Raw genomic sequence first — 14,368 nt, forward strand, 5'->3', positions numbered from 1 at the left:
ATTCAGGCGGGCCTGTTTCTGGTCGATATGGATTTCGTCACTCTGGAATTCTGCGATCAGAAGCGACAATCGCGCGATTTCCACCGCAAAATCACGGATCTCAATCCCATAGAAATTGGCCAGAGGAATGACCGATTTCCGTTCCGCCCGCTCTATCTTCAGTCGATCATCAATCTCGCTCTGAATTTCCCGCATGTCCTTATAGGCAATCACGAGAAAATTGCCCGATCCACAGGCCGGATCGAATACCCGAATGCCGGACAGACGCTCCTTGAGGGCATGTAGCTTCTGGGTATTCTGGCCTGCCTTTTCCAGTTCCTCACGCAGACCATCCAGAAACAGCGGATTGAGCACTTTGCGGATGTTGGGCACGCTGGTGTAGTGCATCCCCAGCGCACCGCGCTCTCCTTCATCGGCCACGGCCTGGATCATGGACCCGAAGATATCCGGGTTAATCTGCGCCCAGTTCAGCTCCCCGGCACGCAGAAGATAGGTGCGGGCCAGTTTGTTAAATTTCGGGCAGTCCGTTGTCCCGGAAAACAGGTTCCCGTTTACATACGGGAAATCCCTGGCCCAGGATTTGACCCCGCCCTTTTCACGATCGTCATTGCGCGTATCCAGATCCATCGTCCGGAACAGCTCGGCCATGACCTCATGCGTCTGATCCGTGGCCCCTTCCGTCATGGTCTGAATAGTTCTGGTGAACAGATTGTTCAGGAAGATCCCGGTATCCTCGGCAAAAAAGCAGAAGATGAGACGCGCCATGAAATGGTTCATGTCATGGCGGCGTTCTTCCGTCGCCCAGTCAGGATTTTCCTTCAGAAGCTCAACATAAAGACGGTTCAGGCGTGACGTGGCCTTCACATCGATTGGGTTGTTCTTGATCTTCTGAACGGTCGTAATGCCCGCCAGGGGCAGGAAAAACCCAAACCGATCAGCCAGATGCGTGTGTAAATGCTGTTTCAAAATTCCCCACATGTGCTGTCGGAAAATTCCCCAGCACGGATATGGTGATCAGCCATTGAGGTGATCGATAGCTCCATGCTTTGGGGGCCTACCGCGGCGCTTTGGCGCTGCCGGTGGCATCAGATTGGCGTGGGCCCGTGTATGCTCGGGGATCAGATCGGCATGCTGGCGCAGGCGATAGCTGGCACCTTCGATGTGGACGACGACAGCATGGTGAAGTAGCCGGTCGAGCAGCGCGGTGGCGACGACCGGGTCGCCGAAGACCTCGCCCCACTCGGCAAAACCGCGATTGGAGGTCAGGATCATCGCTCCCTTTTCGTAGCGGGCATTGACCAGCTGGAAGAAGAGGTTGGCACCACCTGGCGTGATTGGCAGGTAGCCAATTTCATCGACGATCAGCAGCGAAGCCCGCGTGTAGAAGCGAATTTTCTCGGCCAGACGCCCCTCGCGTTCGGCTCTGGTGAGCGCCTCGAGCAGTTCTGCCAGAGAGCAGCGATAGACGCTGCGTCCGGCCCTGACGGCGGCCACGCCGATGGCTGTGGCCAGATGGGATTTTCCGGTGCCTGGCGGGCCCAGAAAATGCAACACCTCGGCCCGATTGATGAACTCGAGCTGGGCCAGCGCGGTGATGCGATGCCTGTCGAGTGAAGGCTGGAACGAGAAGTCGAAGCTCTCGATAGTTTTGATCGGCATGAGGCGGGCGGTGCGCAGTGCTACGCTGATGCGCCGTCCCTCGCGCAGGTTCAGTTCTTCGGCCAGCAGATCGTCGATGGCCTCGATGGCGCTGATCTCGCCCTTTTCCAGCCTGCCCAGCGTGTGATCAAGCGTTTCGAGGGCGCGTGCCATATGGAGAGCCAGCAGGCTTTGTCGGATGCGTTCGGTGACAGACATCATGCGGTCCCTTTGGCATTGATGTTGGCCAGGCGTTCACCCACCGCGCCGTAGAAAGCCAGAGGACGCTGGAGGATCGGCACCGCCGGTGTCGTCGGCAACATCTCGGCGTGTTGAACCGGTGGGGCCTTGCGGTGGCCTGGCTCGATCCGCTTACGGTTTTTGCCTTCCAGCACGGGATGCCGGGCGATGAGTTTCCCTTCCTCGAAGATCAGGACTTCATGTGTATGGTGCTGGATCTCGACCACGCGACGGCGGGCAGTGTCAGGCACACTGTAATAATTGCCGGCCACCGCCACCATCCCCTCGCGGCTGATCCGCCGCTCGACGCTCAGAACAGCATCGTAGCGCAGGGCAGGCAATGGATGCAGATGGGGCTGCTCCTGTGCAAAATGCTCCTGCACGATCCGCCCGGTGGTGGCATGTGCCCGCGCGTTGGCGATATCCGCGCGCCAGACGTCGAACTGGGCGTTGAGGTCATCGAGATCATGGAAGCTGCGGCCAAGGAAGAAGTCCTGACGGATGTAGCGGAAGGGTCGCTCGACCTTGCCCTTGGTCTTGGCGCGATAGGGCTGGCAGGCTCTGGGGGCGCTGCCATAATGGGCCAGAAGCGCCACCAGCGAGGCATTGTAGGTCACCACGCCCGCATCATCCTCACCGATGACAGCGGTCTTCATGCGATCGTAGAGAATTTCCGTGCAGCAGCCCGCCATCGCCTCGAAGGCGGCGATGTGGCAACGCATCACTGTTTCCAGACCCTGGTTCGGGCAGAAACGTCCCCACAGCCAGCGACTGTGCCCCAGCACCATGCTGAACAACCAGACCTTGCGCACGATGCCTGGCTCGCCGGTGAAGACTGTCTGGAATTCCGCAAAATCGACCTGCGCCTGAACGCCGGCTCCGGTCTCGAAGCGCCGCTCATAAGGCCTGGGCAGCGGGGGGCGGATTTGCCGGAGATATTCCGTCAGCGATGAATAGGCACCGTCATATCCCATGTCGCGAATTTCACGATGCAGCCTGCGCGATGAAAGTCCGGGATAACTTGCCATCCGCTCCAACAGATAGGTTCGATAAGGTTCTGCTGCGCTGGCCACCGGTTTACGCGGTGCATAGGCTGGAGTCTCCAGCCCATTGGCCAGATACTTCTTCACTGTCTTGCGATCGAGCCCTGTCTGGCGCGCGATGGCGCTGATGCTGAGCCCCTGTCTTTTGAGTTCCTGGATCAAAACGACCTCCCTGAGTCCTATCACCTGCTCGCCCTTCCTTTGGCATCAGCAGGGATAAATGTGCCGCGTGATCGTCATGGGGGCATGCCCCCATGACGATCACGCACAGTCCTCAAACTGGGGAATTTTCAACCAGCACATTTGGGGAGATTACAACCAGCACTCACAGCGTGAACACATCTGTAATGTGCTCATCTTCCGTGCGGTCTTCCGCTTCAAACGTCACCCCATCCGTGGCCAGCAGAAACCGTGCCTTGGCCGACTGGGTCTTGGGGCTTTCCCGGAGCAGATTCAGGGTCTGGGCAACCTGGCCTTCCGGACAGACGGCCAGATGGATGTTGTTGCGCTGAAGCACCGCTCCGGGAACGTCCGAGCGGTTATCCTTGCGGAGCCGCTTGATCGTGACATCGCGGTTTCCGAACGCTTGCAGGAACTCGAAAGGAAATTCCCCGGGATTAAAAGGTGCCTCGGCAATCTGGGAGACAGCTTCTTCAATCTCAACGGGATTCATGCGTAAAATTCCATACGTTCGAAAAATAGATCATACACCTCATGCGCCACCTGACACCTCCAGGAAGAGGCGGACCAGAGGTGCGTTGATATAATAATTGCTCCGCCCTGAACGGTGCTTGGACAGCAAACCTTTCTCTGAGAGCTGGTCGAGATACTTCCCTGCCGTCTGACGCGCGATGTTCAGATCTGTCTGGACATACTCGATTTTCGTGTAAGGGTGTCGGAACAGGTTATTTAGCAACTCCTGGCTGTAAATTTTGGGCAGTTCCGTGCGCATCCGCTGCTTCATGGTGGCCATCTGCGCCCGCATGCCTTCAATCAGCTCCAGAGTGATCCTGGATGTCTCGGCCACGGCACGCAGCATGTAGAGGATCCACGCTTCCCATGCGCCTTCATCCCGCGCCTTCTGCAACAGACGATAATATTCATCCTTGTGCCGTGTGATGTAGCGCGACAGGTAGAGGATCGGGATATCCAGAAGGCCGGTCCGGGTCAGATATAACACGTTCAGGATCCGCCCGACGCGGCCATTCCCATCGGGGAAAGGATGGATGCTCTCAAACTGATGGTGGATCAGGGCCATCTTGATGAGCGGATCCAGATCACAGAGCCCGTCATCATTCACGAACCGCTCCAGATCCGACATATGCCCGATAATCTCCCGCCCGTCCTGCGGCGGCACAAAAACCACTTCCCCCGTGCGCTCGTTCTTCAAGGCCGTTCCCGGGGTGTTTCGAAACCCATCTTCCCGCTTCTTGAGCCTCTGGAAAATCGCGATCAGCCCCTTGTTCAGGATCAACCCGTCGGTTTCCTTCAGCTGCTGAAACCCAAGATGCAGCGCATCGCGATACAGGGCGACCTCCTTGGCCGCCACTGAGTCCGGCCCCTCAGGAAACAGATCGGCCTGAAAGAGCTCATCCTGGGTGGTGACGATATTCTCGATTTCCGAGGACGCCTTGGCTTCCTGCAAAGCCAGCGTATCAATCAGGATCCCCTGATTGGGAATAGTTGCCGCCCGCCCCTTCAGTTCCGCCAGAGCCTTATTAGCCGCGACCAGCGCCCTGAGAACCGGAACCGTTTCTATGTCCGTCTGAGGCGGCAAAGGTCGAATAAGGTAGGTTGGCGTTAACATGACATCCTGACGTGGTAGCAATATGTGTTTTTTCTAACACGTCAGAATGATCCGTCAAAGAAATCCGGTTTCTTTGACATGTCATATTCTGCTGTCGGCTTTTATCCCCTGAAGACTATTCCTGCTCTGCCGAAACAATGATGACACAGGGTTTCTGAGTTTTTTCCTGACCCGATGCCGCTTTCTGGCAGGCTGCGATCCTGTCTCTGTTGGCCTCAACCAGCTGGCTGTCCTCACGTACACGTTGCCAGCCTTCAGGATTGCTGACTGCCATCATCATGGCCCCAGAGTTCCAGCGATCTTTCTCCCCGACAATAAAGGATGCCACCCGCGTCCCGATAGAAGAAGGCAGGAGATACGCCAGCACAGGCGATAACCCGATCCCTACAACAAGACATGCAAGACCCACCCCTAACAGCCACCAGTTCTGACGATCCTGCTGACGGGACTGACCAATGATATTGGCAAGAACCCGACGTTCCCCCTGAACCTCACCTATCGCTTTCTGAAACGCTGCCTGCATCTCCTGACTGGCAGAAATCCCGGCCTGACGAATCCCTTGCCCATACGCCTGGGGCGTCATCTTCAGCGTCGGATTGGCCTCAATCGCCTCCATTCGTGCACCGACTGCATTCATAGCCTTCACGACACGGGCCAGATCCTCTGTGTAATCCGGAGGCCGATTGTCCCGCCATGCCTGCGGCAACGCTTCCACGCTGCGCCGGAGCACCGTCATTTCAGCGCACAGATCGGCAAATGCGCGCTCAGCCGGATCTGTCTCACTCATGACGTTCTCCATTCAGTAATGAAACCGGCACTGGGCAATCTCGATTCGCTGATCCTCTCCCGCGCGCCCCTGAACCCGGTAGACCAGACGATGTTCTCCCGTAATCCGTCGGGACCACCACCCAGAAAGCTGCCCCTTCAGGGGTTCCGGCTTCCCTATCCCCTGAAACGGATGCCGACGCACATCCTCGATCAGGGCATTGATCTTCTCAAGAACCGCATTGTCTGACTGAAACCACGAAAGATAATCCTCCCAGCCATCTTCATGAAAAATGACTTTCACGCTGACGGTTCACCCTGAGGCTCCAGAAGATCATGCTCGGTTGCCGCCCCGTGCTCGATGTCACGAATGCTCCGCAACAGCCTCTCCGCGTTGCGTGGGCTGCTCAGGAGATGCACGGTTTCCTGCCAGCCGGAGAATTCTTCTTCCGACATCAGCACGACACTGCCTTTCCCGGTCTTGCGGGTCACGACAATCGGCGCACGGCTGTTCACTGCTTCGTCCAGATAATGCGCCAGGTTCTGGCGCAGGTCGGTATAGGAAACATAGGTCATGATCGATCCTCCATGTCCACCATAACGTACAGTTTTCTGTACGTCTCCTGTTTTGCATCTCCCTCTCGATACCGCGTGGTCTGGAGCGAGACACGGCCAGCCCCCACAGATTGAAAACCCGCACACCTGCCGCCTCGAAAGGCGACACGTCGTGGCTGGCCAGAACACGCTGCTCCGAGACGGGCCTCCTCATCTCCATGATCACGTTGGTATCAAGCAGCAGGATCATTCGAAGGACATTGCCTCGGCCGGGGTCTGATCGCGGGTCTGCAAGACCGCGATATCCTGATCACGCACACCGACCTCACGACCGATGGCCCCCAGAAGCGATCCTAGCCGAACGGCCGCTTCTTTTTTCTGCATGTCCTCTCCAGTCACCGCGCCGAAATCAGACAACCCGTTCCAGCCCCAGATGTGTCACAAACGGGTCAAAGTCCCGGTCACTGTAAAGAAGCCGATACCCGCTTACGATGCATCGTGTGGCAATCAGGGTATCAATGGTCTTCCGAATGGTGATGCCTCTGGCGCGCAGATCACGAAAATATCGTGCCGCCTCGATCATGACATCACGTCCCCCGATCTCTACCAGATCCAGGGCACCAAGCATCCGCCGTGCCTTGTTGAAATCCCGCTCATTCGCAAATCCCTGAAGAACTTCCGTCATCATCAGATCCCCAATGGCGACAGGTTCTTCTCCCAGAAGCCGGTCCAGAACCTCAACCTGTGGCGTAACCGTACCTCGGAAAAAATCGATCCAGACCGATGAATCGACCAGAATCATACGTCGGAACGCATGGCGTCGAGATCACCCCGCCACTCCAGCCTGCCCTTCATGGAACGCAGTTGCCGCTGCTGATTCAACTTGATCAGCGTCCGCAATCCGAGTTCGACGGCTTCTTTCTTGGTTTTGACGCCAGACGCCTTCAGCGCATCTGTCATGAGGGTATCGTCAATAATGATGTTGGTTCGCATGATGTGTATCTCCAGTGAAAATTATACACATCAACATCTCCTCTCTCAAGCAGATTACATCCCCATATCCATACCGCGCGACCTGGAGCGTGAGAGGGCCTGCTCCCGCTGATGGGGATGCAACCCGTGATCAAGCGTCGATCCCTTCCGGATGCCCAGCTCGCGGCTTTTCTCCCGCAGAATGGACTCAAGCTGCGCATCCCGCTTCAGCTCTTTCAGCGCCACACCCTGCTGCTCCCGGCTCAGCCCGTCCCAGGCCTTCACAAACCGCGCTGCCCGCAGATCCGGACTCTTCCGCACCCTGTCCTCATGCTCCAGCCCCTCGAGCAATTTGCGCGCCCGTGCCGGACCTTCCAGACCATATAGCGCCTGCCGGATCTCCGGCTGATGCTTCAGCGCAGCCCTCAGATCCGCCTCACCGCCACGCCGGACCCGCTCCAGATCCCGACCGGCTTCAAACAGCGCCTTCTTCTGATGCTCCAGCACCGGCAGCTCCTGCCGAACCATGCGCTCGGCATCCACCCAGGCCCGCGCATACCGCTCCACCGCCTGATGCAGCGGGTCACTCCCCGGCACCAACCCGTCCATCCCCGCCGGCACCTGCTCACGCCGCACACGGGGCAGCCTCAATCCCGCAAAGGGAGAGACAGGAGCCTCACGCTCAACCCCACTCTCCCCCTTACCGGCCCCGGCATCCATCCCGGCTGACACGTCTTTTTCCGCTGTGCGACGACCAGACCGCACGGACAGGTCCAGTCCATCGAACATCCCGCGTTTTTGCTGTGCCGACGCAGGCTCTGGCATAGGCACACCTTCGGCCTGCCTGTCCTGCCGGGGGCCAGAGGCGGCCTTCTCACGCTCCACCACGATCTCGCTCTCGGGGACATGCAGCCCGCGCCGACGCGCAAACCCGGCATCCCGATCCCGGACATGCGGGTAATCCAGCGTGGTGTCCTTCAGCCGCTCGCGCGACAGTCGCCGCACCAGCCCGTCCCGGTCGCCCACATCATCACGACCCCAATGGACAGACACGCTCCCCCGATGGCGCGACAGCGCCACATAGGCCCCATGCCGGTCCATGCTCCCCGTCGCCAGCACATGCGCCCGGTCCACCGTCACACCCTGCGCTTTGTGGATGGTGGCGGCATAGCCATGATCCAGCGCGTCATACTCCCACATCCGCACGGACACGATCCGGCCAGTCCCAACGCCATCAGGACCATCAAGCTGCACAGAAAGCATGATCCGATCCTCATCCATGCCATACAGCCCACGCACCGTGCCCAGCGTGCCGTTCTTCACCCCCAGGTCCCGATCATTACGCAGGAAATACACCCTGTCCTCATGCGCAAAACGCCTCTCCCCCTGAACCGTCATCACCGACAGTTCGACATCAGCGTCCAGCTCACCCGCCTCCCGCCGGATCTCGCGTGCCGCCTCGTTCAGCGCCCGCACATCGACACGCCGATGCGCCAGCATGATCTGGCTGTCTTCTGGCGCGGCCTGCCGGGCTTCCTCCCACCCGGCCACCACCCCGGCGCGCGCCTCTTCCAGCGTGTCATGTCCGCGCACCAGGCCAGCCGCCTCATAGCGTCCCAGCGCCCTATCCGTCCGCCCGGTCGCAAGCTCCTTCGTAGCCGCCTGCTGCCAGCCTTCACGCTGCCGGCGTACGGTGGTGATTTCCACCGACCCGACCCGCTCGGCCACCGCCCGGAACGCACCACCGGCCTCGATCGCCTGCAACTGCTCGGGATCACCCACCAGCACCACCTTGGCCCCGGCTTCGCGGGCGACAGACAGAACCCGCTCCATCTGCCGTGACCCCACCATGCCGGCCTCGTCCACCACCAACACGTCCCCGCGCTCCAGCAGGTCGAACCCACGCTCCCACGCCCGCTCCAGGGACGCCAGCGTCCGGCTCTCAATCCCGGACCCCGCTTCCAGCCCTTCCGCCGCGATCCCCGACAGCGCCGCCCCGCGCACCCGATACCCGGCCTCTTCCCATGCCGCACGGGCCACACCCAGCATGGTGCTCTTCCCCGTCCCGGCATACCCGACCACCACGGACAGGTCGCGGGACTTCGTGACCTCGCCCACCGCCAGCGCCTGCTCCTCCCCGAGCCCGGAACGCTGCATCGCGGCCTGACGGACCGCCAGCGGCACCGCATGCCCCTGGGACTGCCCCATCGCGAGCGATGCTTCTTCCAGACGCTGCTCGACCCCGATCATCGCGCGCGTGGAGAACCGCTCCCGCCCGTGCCCGTCTTTCCCGAGCGCGACCAGCTCCGGACATGCCTCCACCCGAACCATGACAGCACTGAACTGCGCGGCATCCGCCGTATGCCGGTCCACGAACCGCGCCAGGTCCTGACGGGTGAATGTGCTCTGCTGTCGGGTCAGCGCCTCCAGCGCCACATGCGGCTCGGCCAGCAACCTCTCGCCATTGCGTCGCGCGATCTCCAGATGGTCAGCGACCCGCTCCGCGTCCTCGCCCCGCTCTTCCCGACGCATGCCGGCCGGACCGATCTTGTTCTGCGGCTCAAGATCGATCCCCTGTGCCACGAACGACCGATGATCGATCCGCACATCCAGGTCCAGTTCAGCCAGCCGTTCATTGGCGAGCGACGCCCATCGCCCCCGCCATGTCAGCAGGAGTTCTTTGTCATTCCACGAGCGTTCTTTCGCGCCGAACCCCTTCTCGTCCACAAACCGCGTGGACAGCATCACATGCGCATGGGGCTTCGCCTGACCGTCCTCACCAATATCCCAATGCACATTGAGATCGGCAACTATGCCGCGTTCCACGAACTGCTCCCGCACGAAATCCCGTGCCAGTGCGATCCCCTGCGCCTGGGTCATTTCGCGCGGGATTGAAAACTCCACCTCGCGGGCAAGCTGGGCATCCTTGCGCTTCTCGATCGCCTCGACCTCGTTCCATAGGGTCGCACGATCAAGAAACCGTTCCGGCGCGCCATCGGGCAGCAGGATCTCGGAATGCACCACGCCGCTCTTGTTGGAAAAGTCATGGTCGCGATCCAGCCGCACATCATGCAGGCGGGACGCTGCGCGATAGGCTGCCGCCGCTACGGCGCTACGGCCGGTGGCACGGCTGATGACCTTTGCATGCAGGTGATAGATCGCCATGGACGCGATCTTATCACATCCCTTAAGCGCACGTCACGAAGTGACGTATAAGCGCGCACTCACATTTTATTGCGCCATAAAGGTTGATTACTCTGGATGAGTGACGCGGTTCTCGGCTGTGTGATAGAGTATGGCACAGACCAGCAGAACAGGGGATCAAAAATGCGCAGGCCACGGGACATTGATGCGGAACTGAAGGCGCTTCAGGAAAAGGCGAAGCAGCTTAAGGCGCAAAGAACCATCCAGCTCGGTGAACTGGTCGAGGCGACGGGAGCCGATACCCTGTCGATCGAGGCGCTGGCCGGTGTACTCCTTGCGGCTATCGAGCAGGCGGACGGCAAACCCGAAGCCGTCGCGAGGTGGACCGAACGGGGGACGGCGTTCTTTCAGGGAGGGGCAAAAAAGGGTGTCCGGAAAGGAACCGGAAACGATCAGAATGGAGCTTCTCACACTTGAAAGACGGATCAGGAAGCAGACAGCCCTGATCCATCGCCATTTGGCACGAAAGGCACGCACCGACATGCGCGATTGGGCGAAGGCGCGACGGGAACGCACCCATCATCTGATCGAAGTGGGCGGTTTGGTCCAGAAGGCAGGACTAGTCGATTTGACCGATGATGACCGCGCTACCCTGCTCGGAGCCTTTCTGGATATTGCGGGGCAGCTTCGGGGTGGTAATGAGATTACTCCAGACAACCTGAAAACACGCTGGAGGCGTGCGGGGCTTCATGCCTTCGACAGGGACCGGGAACATGACAGGGCAGCAGACGGAAACAACCATGACTGACCACGAAACACGATCATCCGAAACGGACACACTGCGGGAACTGACAACCCGTATTGTTGCAGCCTATGTCAGCAGTAATACGGTTCCGGTGGACACTCTGCCTGACCTCATTGCCACGGTGTTTCAGGGGCTTGGCAGCCTGGAACAGACGACGATCGAAACACCGGATCTGGTGCCGGCCGTGCCTGTAAAAAAATCGGTCTTTCCGGATTACATCATCTGCCTGGAGGACGGGAAAAAGCTGAAGGTGCTCAAGCGTCATCTCCAGTCCGCCTATGGCATGACGCCAAAACAGTATCGGGAGAAGTGGGGCCTCCCGGAAAGCTACCCGATGACCGCCCCATCTTACGCAGCCCGACGCTCTGCCCTGGCACAGGAGAACGGACTGGGGCGGGCAGCCAGGACCGCACCTGATGTTATAGCCCCCACGGCTGAAGATCAGGTGCCGGTCACGCATGTACCGGAAAAAAAACGTGGACGCAGGCCAAAACTGGCCTGAAAATCCAGACGGAAACAGAACGCGGGAACGACCTCTCATTCCCGCGCTGAAGATTACCAGTAATATTCGTGGGGGCGTCGTGTTCCGGTATACGGAAAGACCGCCTCCACAGGATCAAGGTCGCCCTTTATGATCAGGCGGGCAACATGTCGGTCATGATGACGACCAAGACGAATGTCGTGCAGATGGCTGTACCAGTTTGGAGATTCAGAGGCATCACGTGAGCCTCCATAACCACAGCGATCCGGCCGATTGGCCCAGCGATGGTCCCGGCCGTGTTTTCGGCTGTGATGATAGGTGCGAGACATGGGGAGCTTTCCCTCCATGACGCGCGGAGTGATTTCCGAGCGTACCTACATCGCCCGATCTCCTCTGTTCTGGCCGGAATACGCTTTACCGCGTCTGTGCGACATCGGTTTCCAGCAGCATCCGGACATAGCGCGTGTAAGGGATGCCCTTTGCCTTCGCCCTGGCTTTCACGGCGTCCAGCAGGGACGCTGGCAGGCGCATGTTGAGGGCAGCCGCCTTGGGTTCGATCTCAAAGCGCATGGGTTTGAAACCGGACAGATCATATTGGGTTAGATCGGCGGTCGCGACGAAATCCTCGGCCGCTTCGTCACTGTGCAGCGAGGGCATGGACCTATTTTTGTAGCTCATACTGGTCGATCTCCTTCAGACTGCTTCGATCGGGCCTGGATAAGCCTTTACCAGCGGATCATGGGTCAGCAGAAGCAATCCTTCCACCGTGGCCTGTGCCACAAGGATCCGATCAAAAGGATCCCGATGCACATCTGGCAGTTGTCCGACTGCCAAGGCGTGCTGGCTGGTGATCGGTAACTCCTCATAACCGTTTTCGATCAGACCGCGTCGCAGCAGATGAGGATCGACCTGGAAGTCTGCCCGTCCCAGCCCGGTCTTAATGGTGATCTCCCAGAGACTGGCCGCACTGAAGACCAGATCATTGCCCGGATCTTCCATCAGGGTTCTCGCCCGTGCTGACAGCTTATCTGGCTCTCCGGCTGCCCAGAGCAGCAGATGGGTATCCAGAAGAATCCTCATGCCGGACCGTCGAACAGAGACACAATATCGTCCTGTCCCATGCGATCAAAATCTTCGGGCACCCGGATTTTTCCAGCAAGAAACCCCAGACGCCGTTGCTGTAACTCTTCAGGAGCCGTAATCGGGCTGACCCGCACCATCGGCCGGCCGGCTTTGGCAATGATGAAGCTTTCCCCTTTCATGGCCGCGTCAATCAGCCGGGACAGATGGGTCTTGGCTTCGTGGATGTTGACCGTGCGCATGGCGAAAGCCTCCTGAGTTTACTCAAAAAAAGACTTAGCCATATTAGTCTGGTCCATCAAGACAAATGTCGCCAGAACCACCTCAGGAAACGAAAAAAGCACACTCATCGCGTTCCTCGTCTACCGTCATACTCTTTCGGATGCGACATTGGCGGTCAGGAATGCTGCATAGCCCAGTTCGTCCATCTGACCTGCTGCCAGCGCGAGAACCGCATTTGCTGCATCTTCCTGGGCTGCCGTGAAACGATAGCCGTTCAGTTCCAAAAACAGCACACCGAGCACAAAGCCCGTACGCTTGTTCCCGTCGATGAAAGGATGGTTTTTGACGATACCCGCCGTATAGACGGCCGCCAGATGCACTGGATCCAGCGGATCCGCATAGGCCGCATGCTGCTGTGGCCGGGCAAGCGCGGATTTCAGAAGACCTGCATCCCGTACGCCGGAAGCGCCACCATGCACCCCCAACAGCCGATCATGCAGGATCAAGGTATCCCGTTCGTCTATCCAGACGAAGGCTGTCATTGAGCCAGAACATGCAGCGTATCACGGTAACGCCGCATAATATCTTCAGCCTTTGTCATTTTGGTTTCGAAGTCAGGATCATAGGGCACGAGCCGATATCCGCCTTCTGGTGCTTCGGTCAGGTACAGGGGCGCGCCATCCTGGGTGTTCAGCCGTGAGATCACTTCCTTGGGTAGTACGACCCCGAGTGAGTTTCCGAATTTTCGCACTTTCAGCTCGACCATAGTGAATCCCCTCAATGTTATTACCAATGTAATAACTGTTTGCGGTTTCAGCAACCATCATGCATTTTTCTGACGTGCTCAGGCGAATAGGCAATGGTCAGCCTATCAAGCCCCGCAGGGCACTATGGATGGCCGCACAGGCCACAACACCCGTTACAGACACCCAAACAGCCACGACATCTGATAACGCCTGTACGGCCATCCTATGGCGTCTAGCGGGCATGTTGCGACACGTGAGCTGCTGAATGATCGCCTGAACTCCGATGTGTCTTGAGCAGTTTATGGTTTTGCCCGGTTCTTCTGATGTTGCAGGCGTTGGGTGAGCGCTGAACGGGAGAGCCCCATAGGGCGTCGAAGGCGCCAACGTGGATGAGGAAGGTGCTCTGGTGGAGAGACGATGCGTTTCCGCATCGTCAGATCATGACTTTGCGCCGTAGGCGTGTCCGTTCAGTGCAGGCCCAAAGGGCCGAGCAGGGGGATGCCGGGGGGAGATCGCGCTATGCGCGACTGGGGCGGCCGTAGGCCGCGAGCCGGCGGGGGCGGAGCCCCCAAGAGGCGGTGTTTGGGTTCAATTTGGTTGGAAATTTTTGAGGTTTGTGAGTTATCCACAGATCAAATGGTTAGAGAGGTGTTAAATAGGTGTTAGATTCTGTGTTAAGCGATTCTAGCATCCACTTAACACATTGATATAAAAACGGAATTTCTGGTTTTTTTCTCGGTTTGGTATTTAAAACCCCGAATCTCGGTATTTAAAACCCCGAATCTCGGTATTTAAAACCCCGAATCTCGGTTTCGGTATTTAAAACCCCGAATCACTTGACGCAGGTATTTAAAACCCCGAACTTTAGGC

At 58.6% G+C, this 14,368-nt stretch carries 19 protein-coding genes and 2 pseudogenes; 3 read left to right on the forward strand and 18 right to left on the reverse strand.

Annotation, left to right across the window (positions count from 1 at the left end):
* The 12 genes and pseudogenes from GLX_RS16215 to traA all read right to left on the reverse strand — a co-directional run.
* Nucleotides 1–948: pseudogene (locus tag GLX_RS16215) on the reverse strand (DNA methyltransferase); the annotation flags it as partial.
* A gap of 66 nt (nucleotides 949–1,014) precedes the next feature.
* The gene (gene istB / locus GLX_RS16220; RefSeq protein WP_007396167.1) at nucleotides 1,015–1,860 is read right to left on the reverse strand and encodes an IS21-like element helper ATPase IstB; all 846 of its coding nucleotides are present in this window, start codon (nucleotides 1,858–1,860) and stop codon (nucleotides 1,015–1,017) included.
* Nucleotides 1,857–3,107: an IS21 family transposase gene (gene istA, locus GLX_RS16225; protein WP_007396168.1), complete on the reverse strand. Its 1,251-nt coding sequence runs from the start codon at nucleotides 3,105–3,107 to the stop codon at nucleotides 1,857–1,859. Before istA ends, istB begins: the two co-directional genes overlap by 4 nt.
* A 145-nt stretch (nucleotides 3,108–3,252) precedes the next feature.
* Nucleotides 3,253–3,594 (reverse strand): annotated as a pseudogene (locus tag GLX_RS18335) (type IIL restriction-modification enzyme MmeI); the annotation flags it as partial.
* Between the two features lie 39 nt (nucleotides 3,595–3,633).
* Nucleotides 3,634–4,728, reverse strand: a complete 1,095-nt coding sequence (locus GLX_RS16235; protein WP_014106722.1) for a Fic family protein — start codon at nucleotides 4,726–4,728, stop codon at nucleotides 3,634–3,636.
* A 115-nt stretch (nucleotides 4,729–4,843) separates the two neighbouring features.
* Entirely contained in the window at nucleotides 4,844–5,515 is a 672-nt protein-coding gene (locus GLX_RS16240) for a DUF6118 family protein (RefSeq protein WP_173572193.1), read from the reverse strand.
* 12 nt (nucleotides 5,516–5,527) lie between these two features.
* Complete coding sequence (locus GLX_RS17865) at nucleotides 5,528–5,797, reverse strand: Txe/YoeB family addiction module toxin (protein WP_014106724.1); 270 nt, start codon at nucleotides 5,795–5,797, stop codon at nucleotides 5,528–5,530.
* On the reverse strand, nucleotides 5,794–6,069 hold the full coding sequence (locus GLX_RS16250) for a type II toxin-antitoxin system Phd/YefM family antitoxin (RefSeq protein WP_010668421.1): 276 nt from the start codon (nucleotides 6,067–6,069) through the stop codon (nucleotides 5,794–5,796). Before GLX_RS16250 ends, GLX_RS17865 begins: the two co-directional genes overlap by 4 nt.
* A 225-nt stretch (nucleotides 6,070–6,294) precedes the next feature.
* A complete protein-coding gene (locus tag GLX_RS16255) occupies nucleotides 6,295–6,432 on the reverse strand; it encodes a hypothetical protein (RefSeq protein WP_014106725.1) in 138 nt (45 codons plus the stop codon).
* Between the two features lie 25 nt (nucleotides 6,433–6,457).
* Nucleotides 6,458–6,850 (reverse strand): type II toxin-antitoxin system VapC family toxin, encoded by a 393-nt coding sequence (gene vapC, locus GLX_RS16260; protein WP_010668423.1) that lies wholly within the window; start codon nucleotides 6,848–6,850, stop codon nucleotides 6,458–6,460.
* Nucleotides 6,847–7,041, reverse strand: coding sequence for a type II toxin-antitoxin system VapB family antitoxin (locus GLX_RS16265; RefSeq protein ID WP_010516209.1), 195 nt, complete (start codon nucleotides 7,039–7,041; stop codon nucleotides 6,847–6,849). The genes vapC and GLX_RS16265 overlap by 4 nt, the downstream gene beginning before the upstream one ends.
* Before the next feature lie 54 nt (nucleotides 7,042–7,095).
* Nucleotides 7,096–10,185, reverse strand: a complete 3,090-nt coding sequence (gene traA, locus GLX_RS16270) for a Ti-type conjugative transfer relaxase TraA (RefSeq protein WP_041247983.1) — start codon at nucleotides 10,183–10,185, stop codon at nucleotides 7,096–7,098.
* Nucleotides 10,186–10,281: 96 nt separating this feature from the next.
* On the opposite strand from traA, the gene GLX_RS16275 reads away from it, so the two are divergent.
* The 3 genes from GLX_RS16275 to GLX_RS16285 all read left to right on the forward strand — a co-directional run bounded on the left by GLX_RS16275 (nucleotide 10,282) and on the right by GLX_RS16285 (nucleotide 11,471).
* Entirely contained in the window at nucleotides 10,282–10,641 is a 360-nt protein-coding gene (locus GLX_RS16275; protein WP_014106728.1) for a conjugal transfer protein TraD, read from the forward strand.
* A 64-nt stretch (nucleotides 10,642–10,705) separates the two neighbouring features.
* Nucleotides 10,706–10,972 (forward strand): conjugal transfer protein TraD, encoded by a 267-nt coding sequence (locus tag GLX_RS16280; protein WP_041247990.1) that lies wholly within the window; start codon nucleotides 10,706–10,708, stop codon nucleotides 10,970–10,972.
* The gene (locus GLX_RS16285) at nucleotides 10,965–11,471 is read left to right on the forward strand and encodes a Ros/MucR family transcriptional regulator (RefSeq protein ID WP_014106730.1); all 507 of its coding nucleotides are present in this window, start codon (nucleotides 10,965–10,967) and stop codon (nucleotides 11,469–11,471) included. Before GLX_RS16280 ends, GLX_RS16285 begins: the two co-directional genes overlap by 8 nt.
* 53 nt (nucleotides 11,472–11,524) lie before the next feature.
* On the opposite strand, the gene GLX_RS19290 is transcribed toward GLX_RS16285, so the two are convergent.
* The 6 genes from GLX_RS19290 to GLX_RS16310 form a co-directional block, all read right to left on the reverse strand.
* Nucleotides 11,525–11,779, reverse strand: coding sequence for a hypothetical protein (locus GLX_RS19290; RefSeq protein WP_014106731.1), 255 nt, complete (start codon nucleotides 11,777–11,779; stop codon nucleotides 11,525–11,527).
* Between the two features lie 85 nt (nucleotides 11,780–11,864).
* Nucleotides 11,865–12,128 (reverse strand): BrnA antitoxin family protein, encoded by a 264-nt coding sequence (locus tag GLX_RS16290; protein ID WP_014106732.1) that lies wholly within the window; start codon nucleotides 12,126–12,128, stop codon nucleotides 11,865–11,867.
* A gap of 15 nt (nucleotides 12,129–12,143) precedes the next feature.
* Nucleotides 12,144–12,530 (reverse strand): type II toxin-antitoxin system VapC family toxin, encoded by a 387-nt coding sequence (locus GLX_RS16295; RefSeq protein ID WP_014106733.1) that lies wholly within the window; start codon nucleotides 12,528–12,530, stop codon nucleotides 12,144–12,146.
* A complete protein-coding gene (locus GLX_RS16300) occupies nucleotides 12,527–12,772 on the reverse strand; it encodes a type II toxin-antitoxin system Phd/YefM family antitoxin (RefSeq protein WP_006560453.1) in 246 nt (81 codons plus the stop codon). The genes GLX_RS16295 and GLX_RS16300 overlap by 4 nt, the downstream gene beginning before the upstream one ends.
* 126 nt (nucleotides 12,773–12,898) lie before the next feature.
* Entirely contained in the window at nucleotides 12,899–13,294 is a 396-nt protein-coding gene (locus tag GLX_RS16305; protein ID WP_010665988.1) for a type II toxin-antitoxin system death-on-curing family toxin, read from the reverse strand.
* Nucleotides 13,291–13,518, reverse strand: coding sequence for an AbrB/MazE/SpoVT family DNA-binding domain-containing protein (locus tag GLX_RS16310; RefSeq protein WP_014106734.1), 228 nt, complete (start codon nucleotides 13,516–13,518; stop codon nucleotides 13,291–13,293). Before GLX_RS16310 ends, GLX_RS16305 begins: the two co-directional genes overlap by 4 nt.
* Between the last annotated feature and the right edge of the window lie 850 nt (nucleotides 13,519–14,368).

The sequence above is a fragment of the Komagataeibacter medellinensis NBRC 3288 genome (assembly GCF_000182745.2).
Taxonomy (GTDB): Bacteria; Pseudomonadota; Alphaproteobacteria; order Acetobacterales; family Acetobacteraceae; genus Komagataeibacter; species Komagataeibacter medellinensis.

Coding starts and splice junctions, on each gene's coding strand:
- istB (WP_007396167.1), bottom strand. CDS start 1,860: ATGATGTCTGTCACCGAACGCATCCGACAAAGCCTGCTGGCTCTCCAT.
- GLX_RS16235 (WP_014106722.1), bottom strand. CDS start 4,728: ATGTTAACGCCAACCTACCTTATTCGACCTTTGCCGCCTCAGACGGAC.
- GLX_RS16240 (WP_173572193.1), bottom strand. CDS start 5,515: ATGAGTGAGACAGATCCGGCTGAGCGCGCATTTGCCGATCTGTGCGCT.
- GLX_RS16250 (WP_010668421.1), bottom strand. CDS start 6,069: ATGACCTATGTTTCCTATACCGACCTGCGCCAGAACCTGGCGCATTAT.
- GLX_RS16255 (WP_014106725.1), bottom strand. CDS start 6,432: ATGCAGAAAAAAGAAGCGGCCGTTCGGCTAGGATCGCTTCTGGGGGCC.
- vapC (WP_010668423.1), bottom strand. CDS start 6,850: ATGATTCTGGTCGATTCATCGGTCTGGATCGATTTTTTCCGAGGTACG.
- GLX_RS16265 (WP_010516209.1), bottom strand. CDS start 7,041: ATGCGAACCAACATCATTATTGACGATACCCTCATGACAGATGCGCTG.
- traA (WP_041247983.1), bottom strand. CDS start 10,185: ATGGCGATCTATCACCTGCATGCAAAGGTCATCAGCCGTGCCACCGGC.
- GLX_RS16275 (WP_014106728.1), top strand. CDS start 10,282: ATGAGTGACGCGGTTCTCGGCTGTGTGATAGAGTATGGCACAGACCAG.
- GLX_RS16280 (WP_041247990.1), top strand. CDS start 10,706: ATGCGCGATTGGGCGAAGGCGCGACGGGAACGCACCCATCATCTGATC.
- GLX_RS16285 (WP_014106730.1), top strand. CDS start 10,965: ATGACTGACCACGAAACACGATCATCCGAAACGGACACACTGCGGGAA.
- GLX_RS19290 (WP_014106731.1), bottom strand. CDS start 11,779: ATGTCTCGCACCTATCATCACAGCCGAAAACACGGCCGGGACCATCGC.
- GLX_RS16290 (WP_014106732.1), bottom strand. CDS start 12,128: ATGAGCTACAAAAATAGGTCCATGCCCTCGCTGCACAGTGACGAAGCG.
- GLX_RS16295 (WP_014106733.1), bottom strand. CDS start 12,530: ATGAGGATTCTTCTGGATACCCATCTGCTGCTCTGGGCAGCCGGAGAG.
- GLX_RS16300 (WP_006560453.1), bottom strand. CDS start 12,772: ATGCGCACGGTCAACATCCACGAAGCCAAGACCCATCTGTCCCGGCTG.
- GLX_RS16305 (WP_010665988.1), bottom strand. CDS start 13,294: ATGACAGCCTTCGTCTGGATAGACGAACGGGATACCTTGATCCTGCAT.
- GLX_RS16310 (WP_014106734.1), bottom strand. CDS start 13,518: ATGGTCGAGCTGAAAGTGCGAAAATTCGGAAACTCACTCGGGGTCGTA.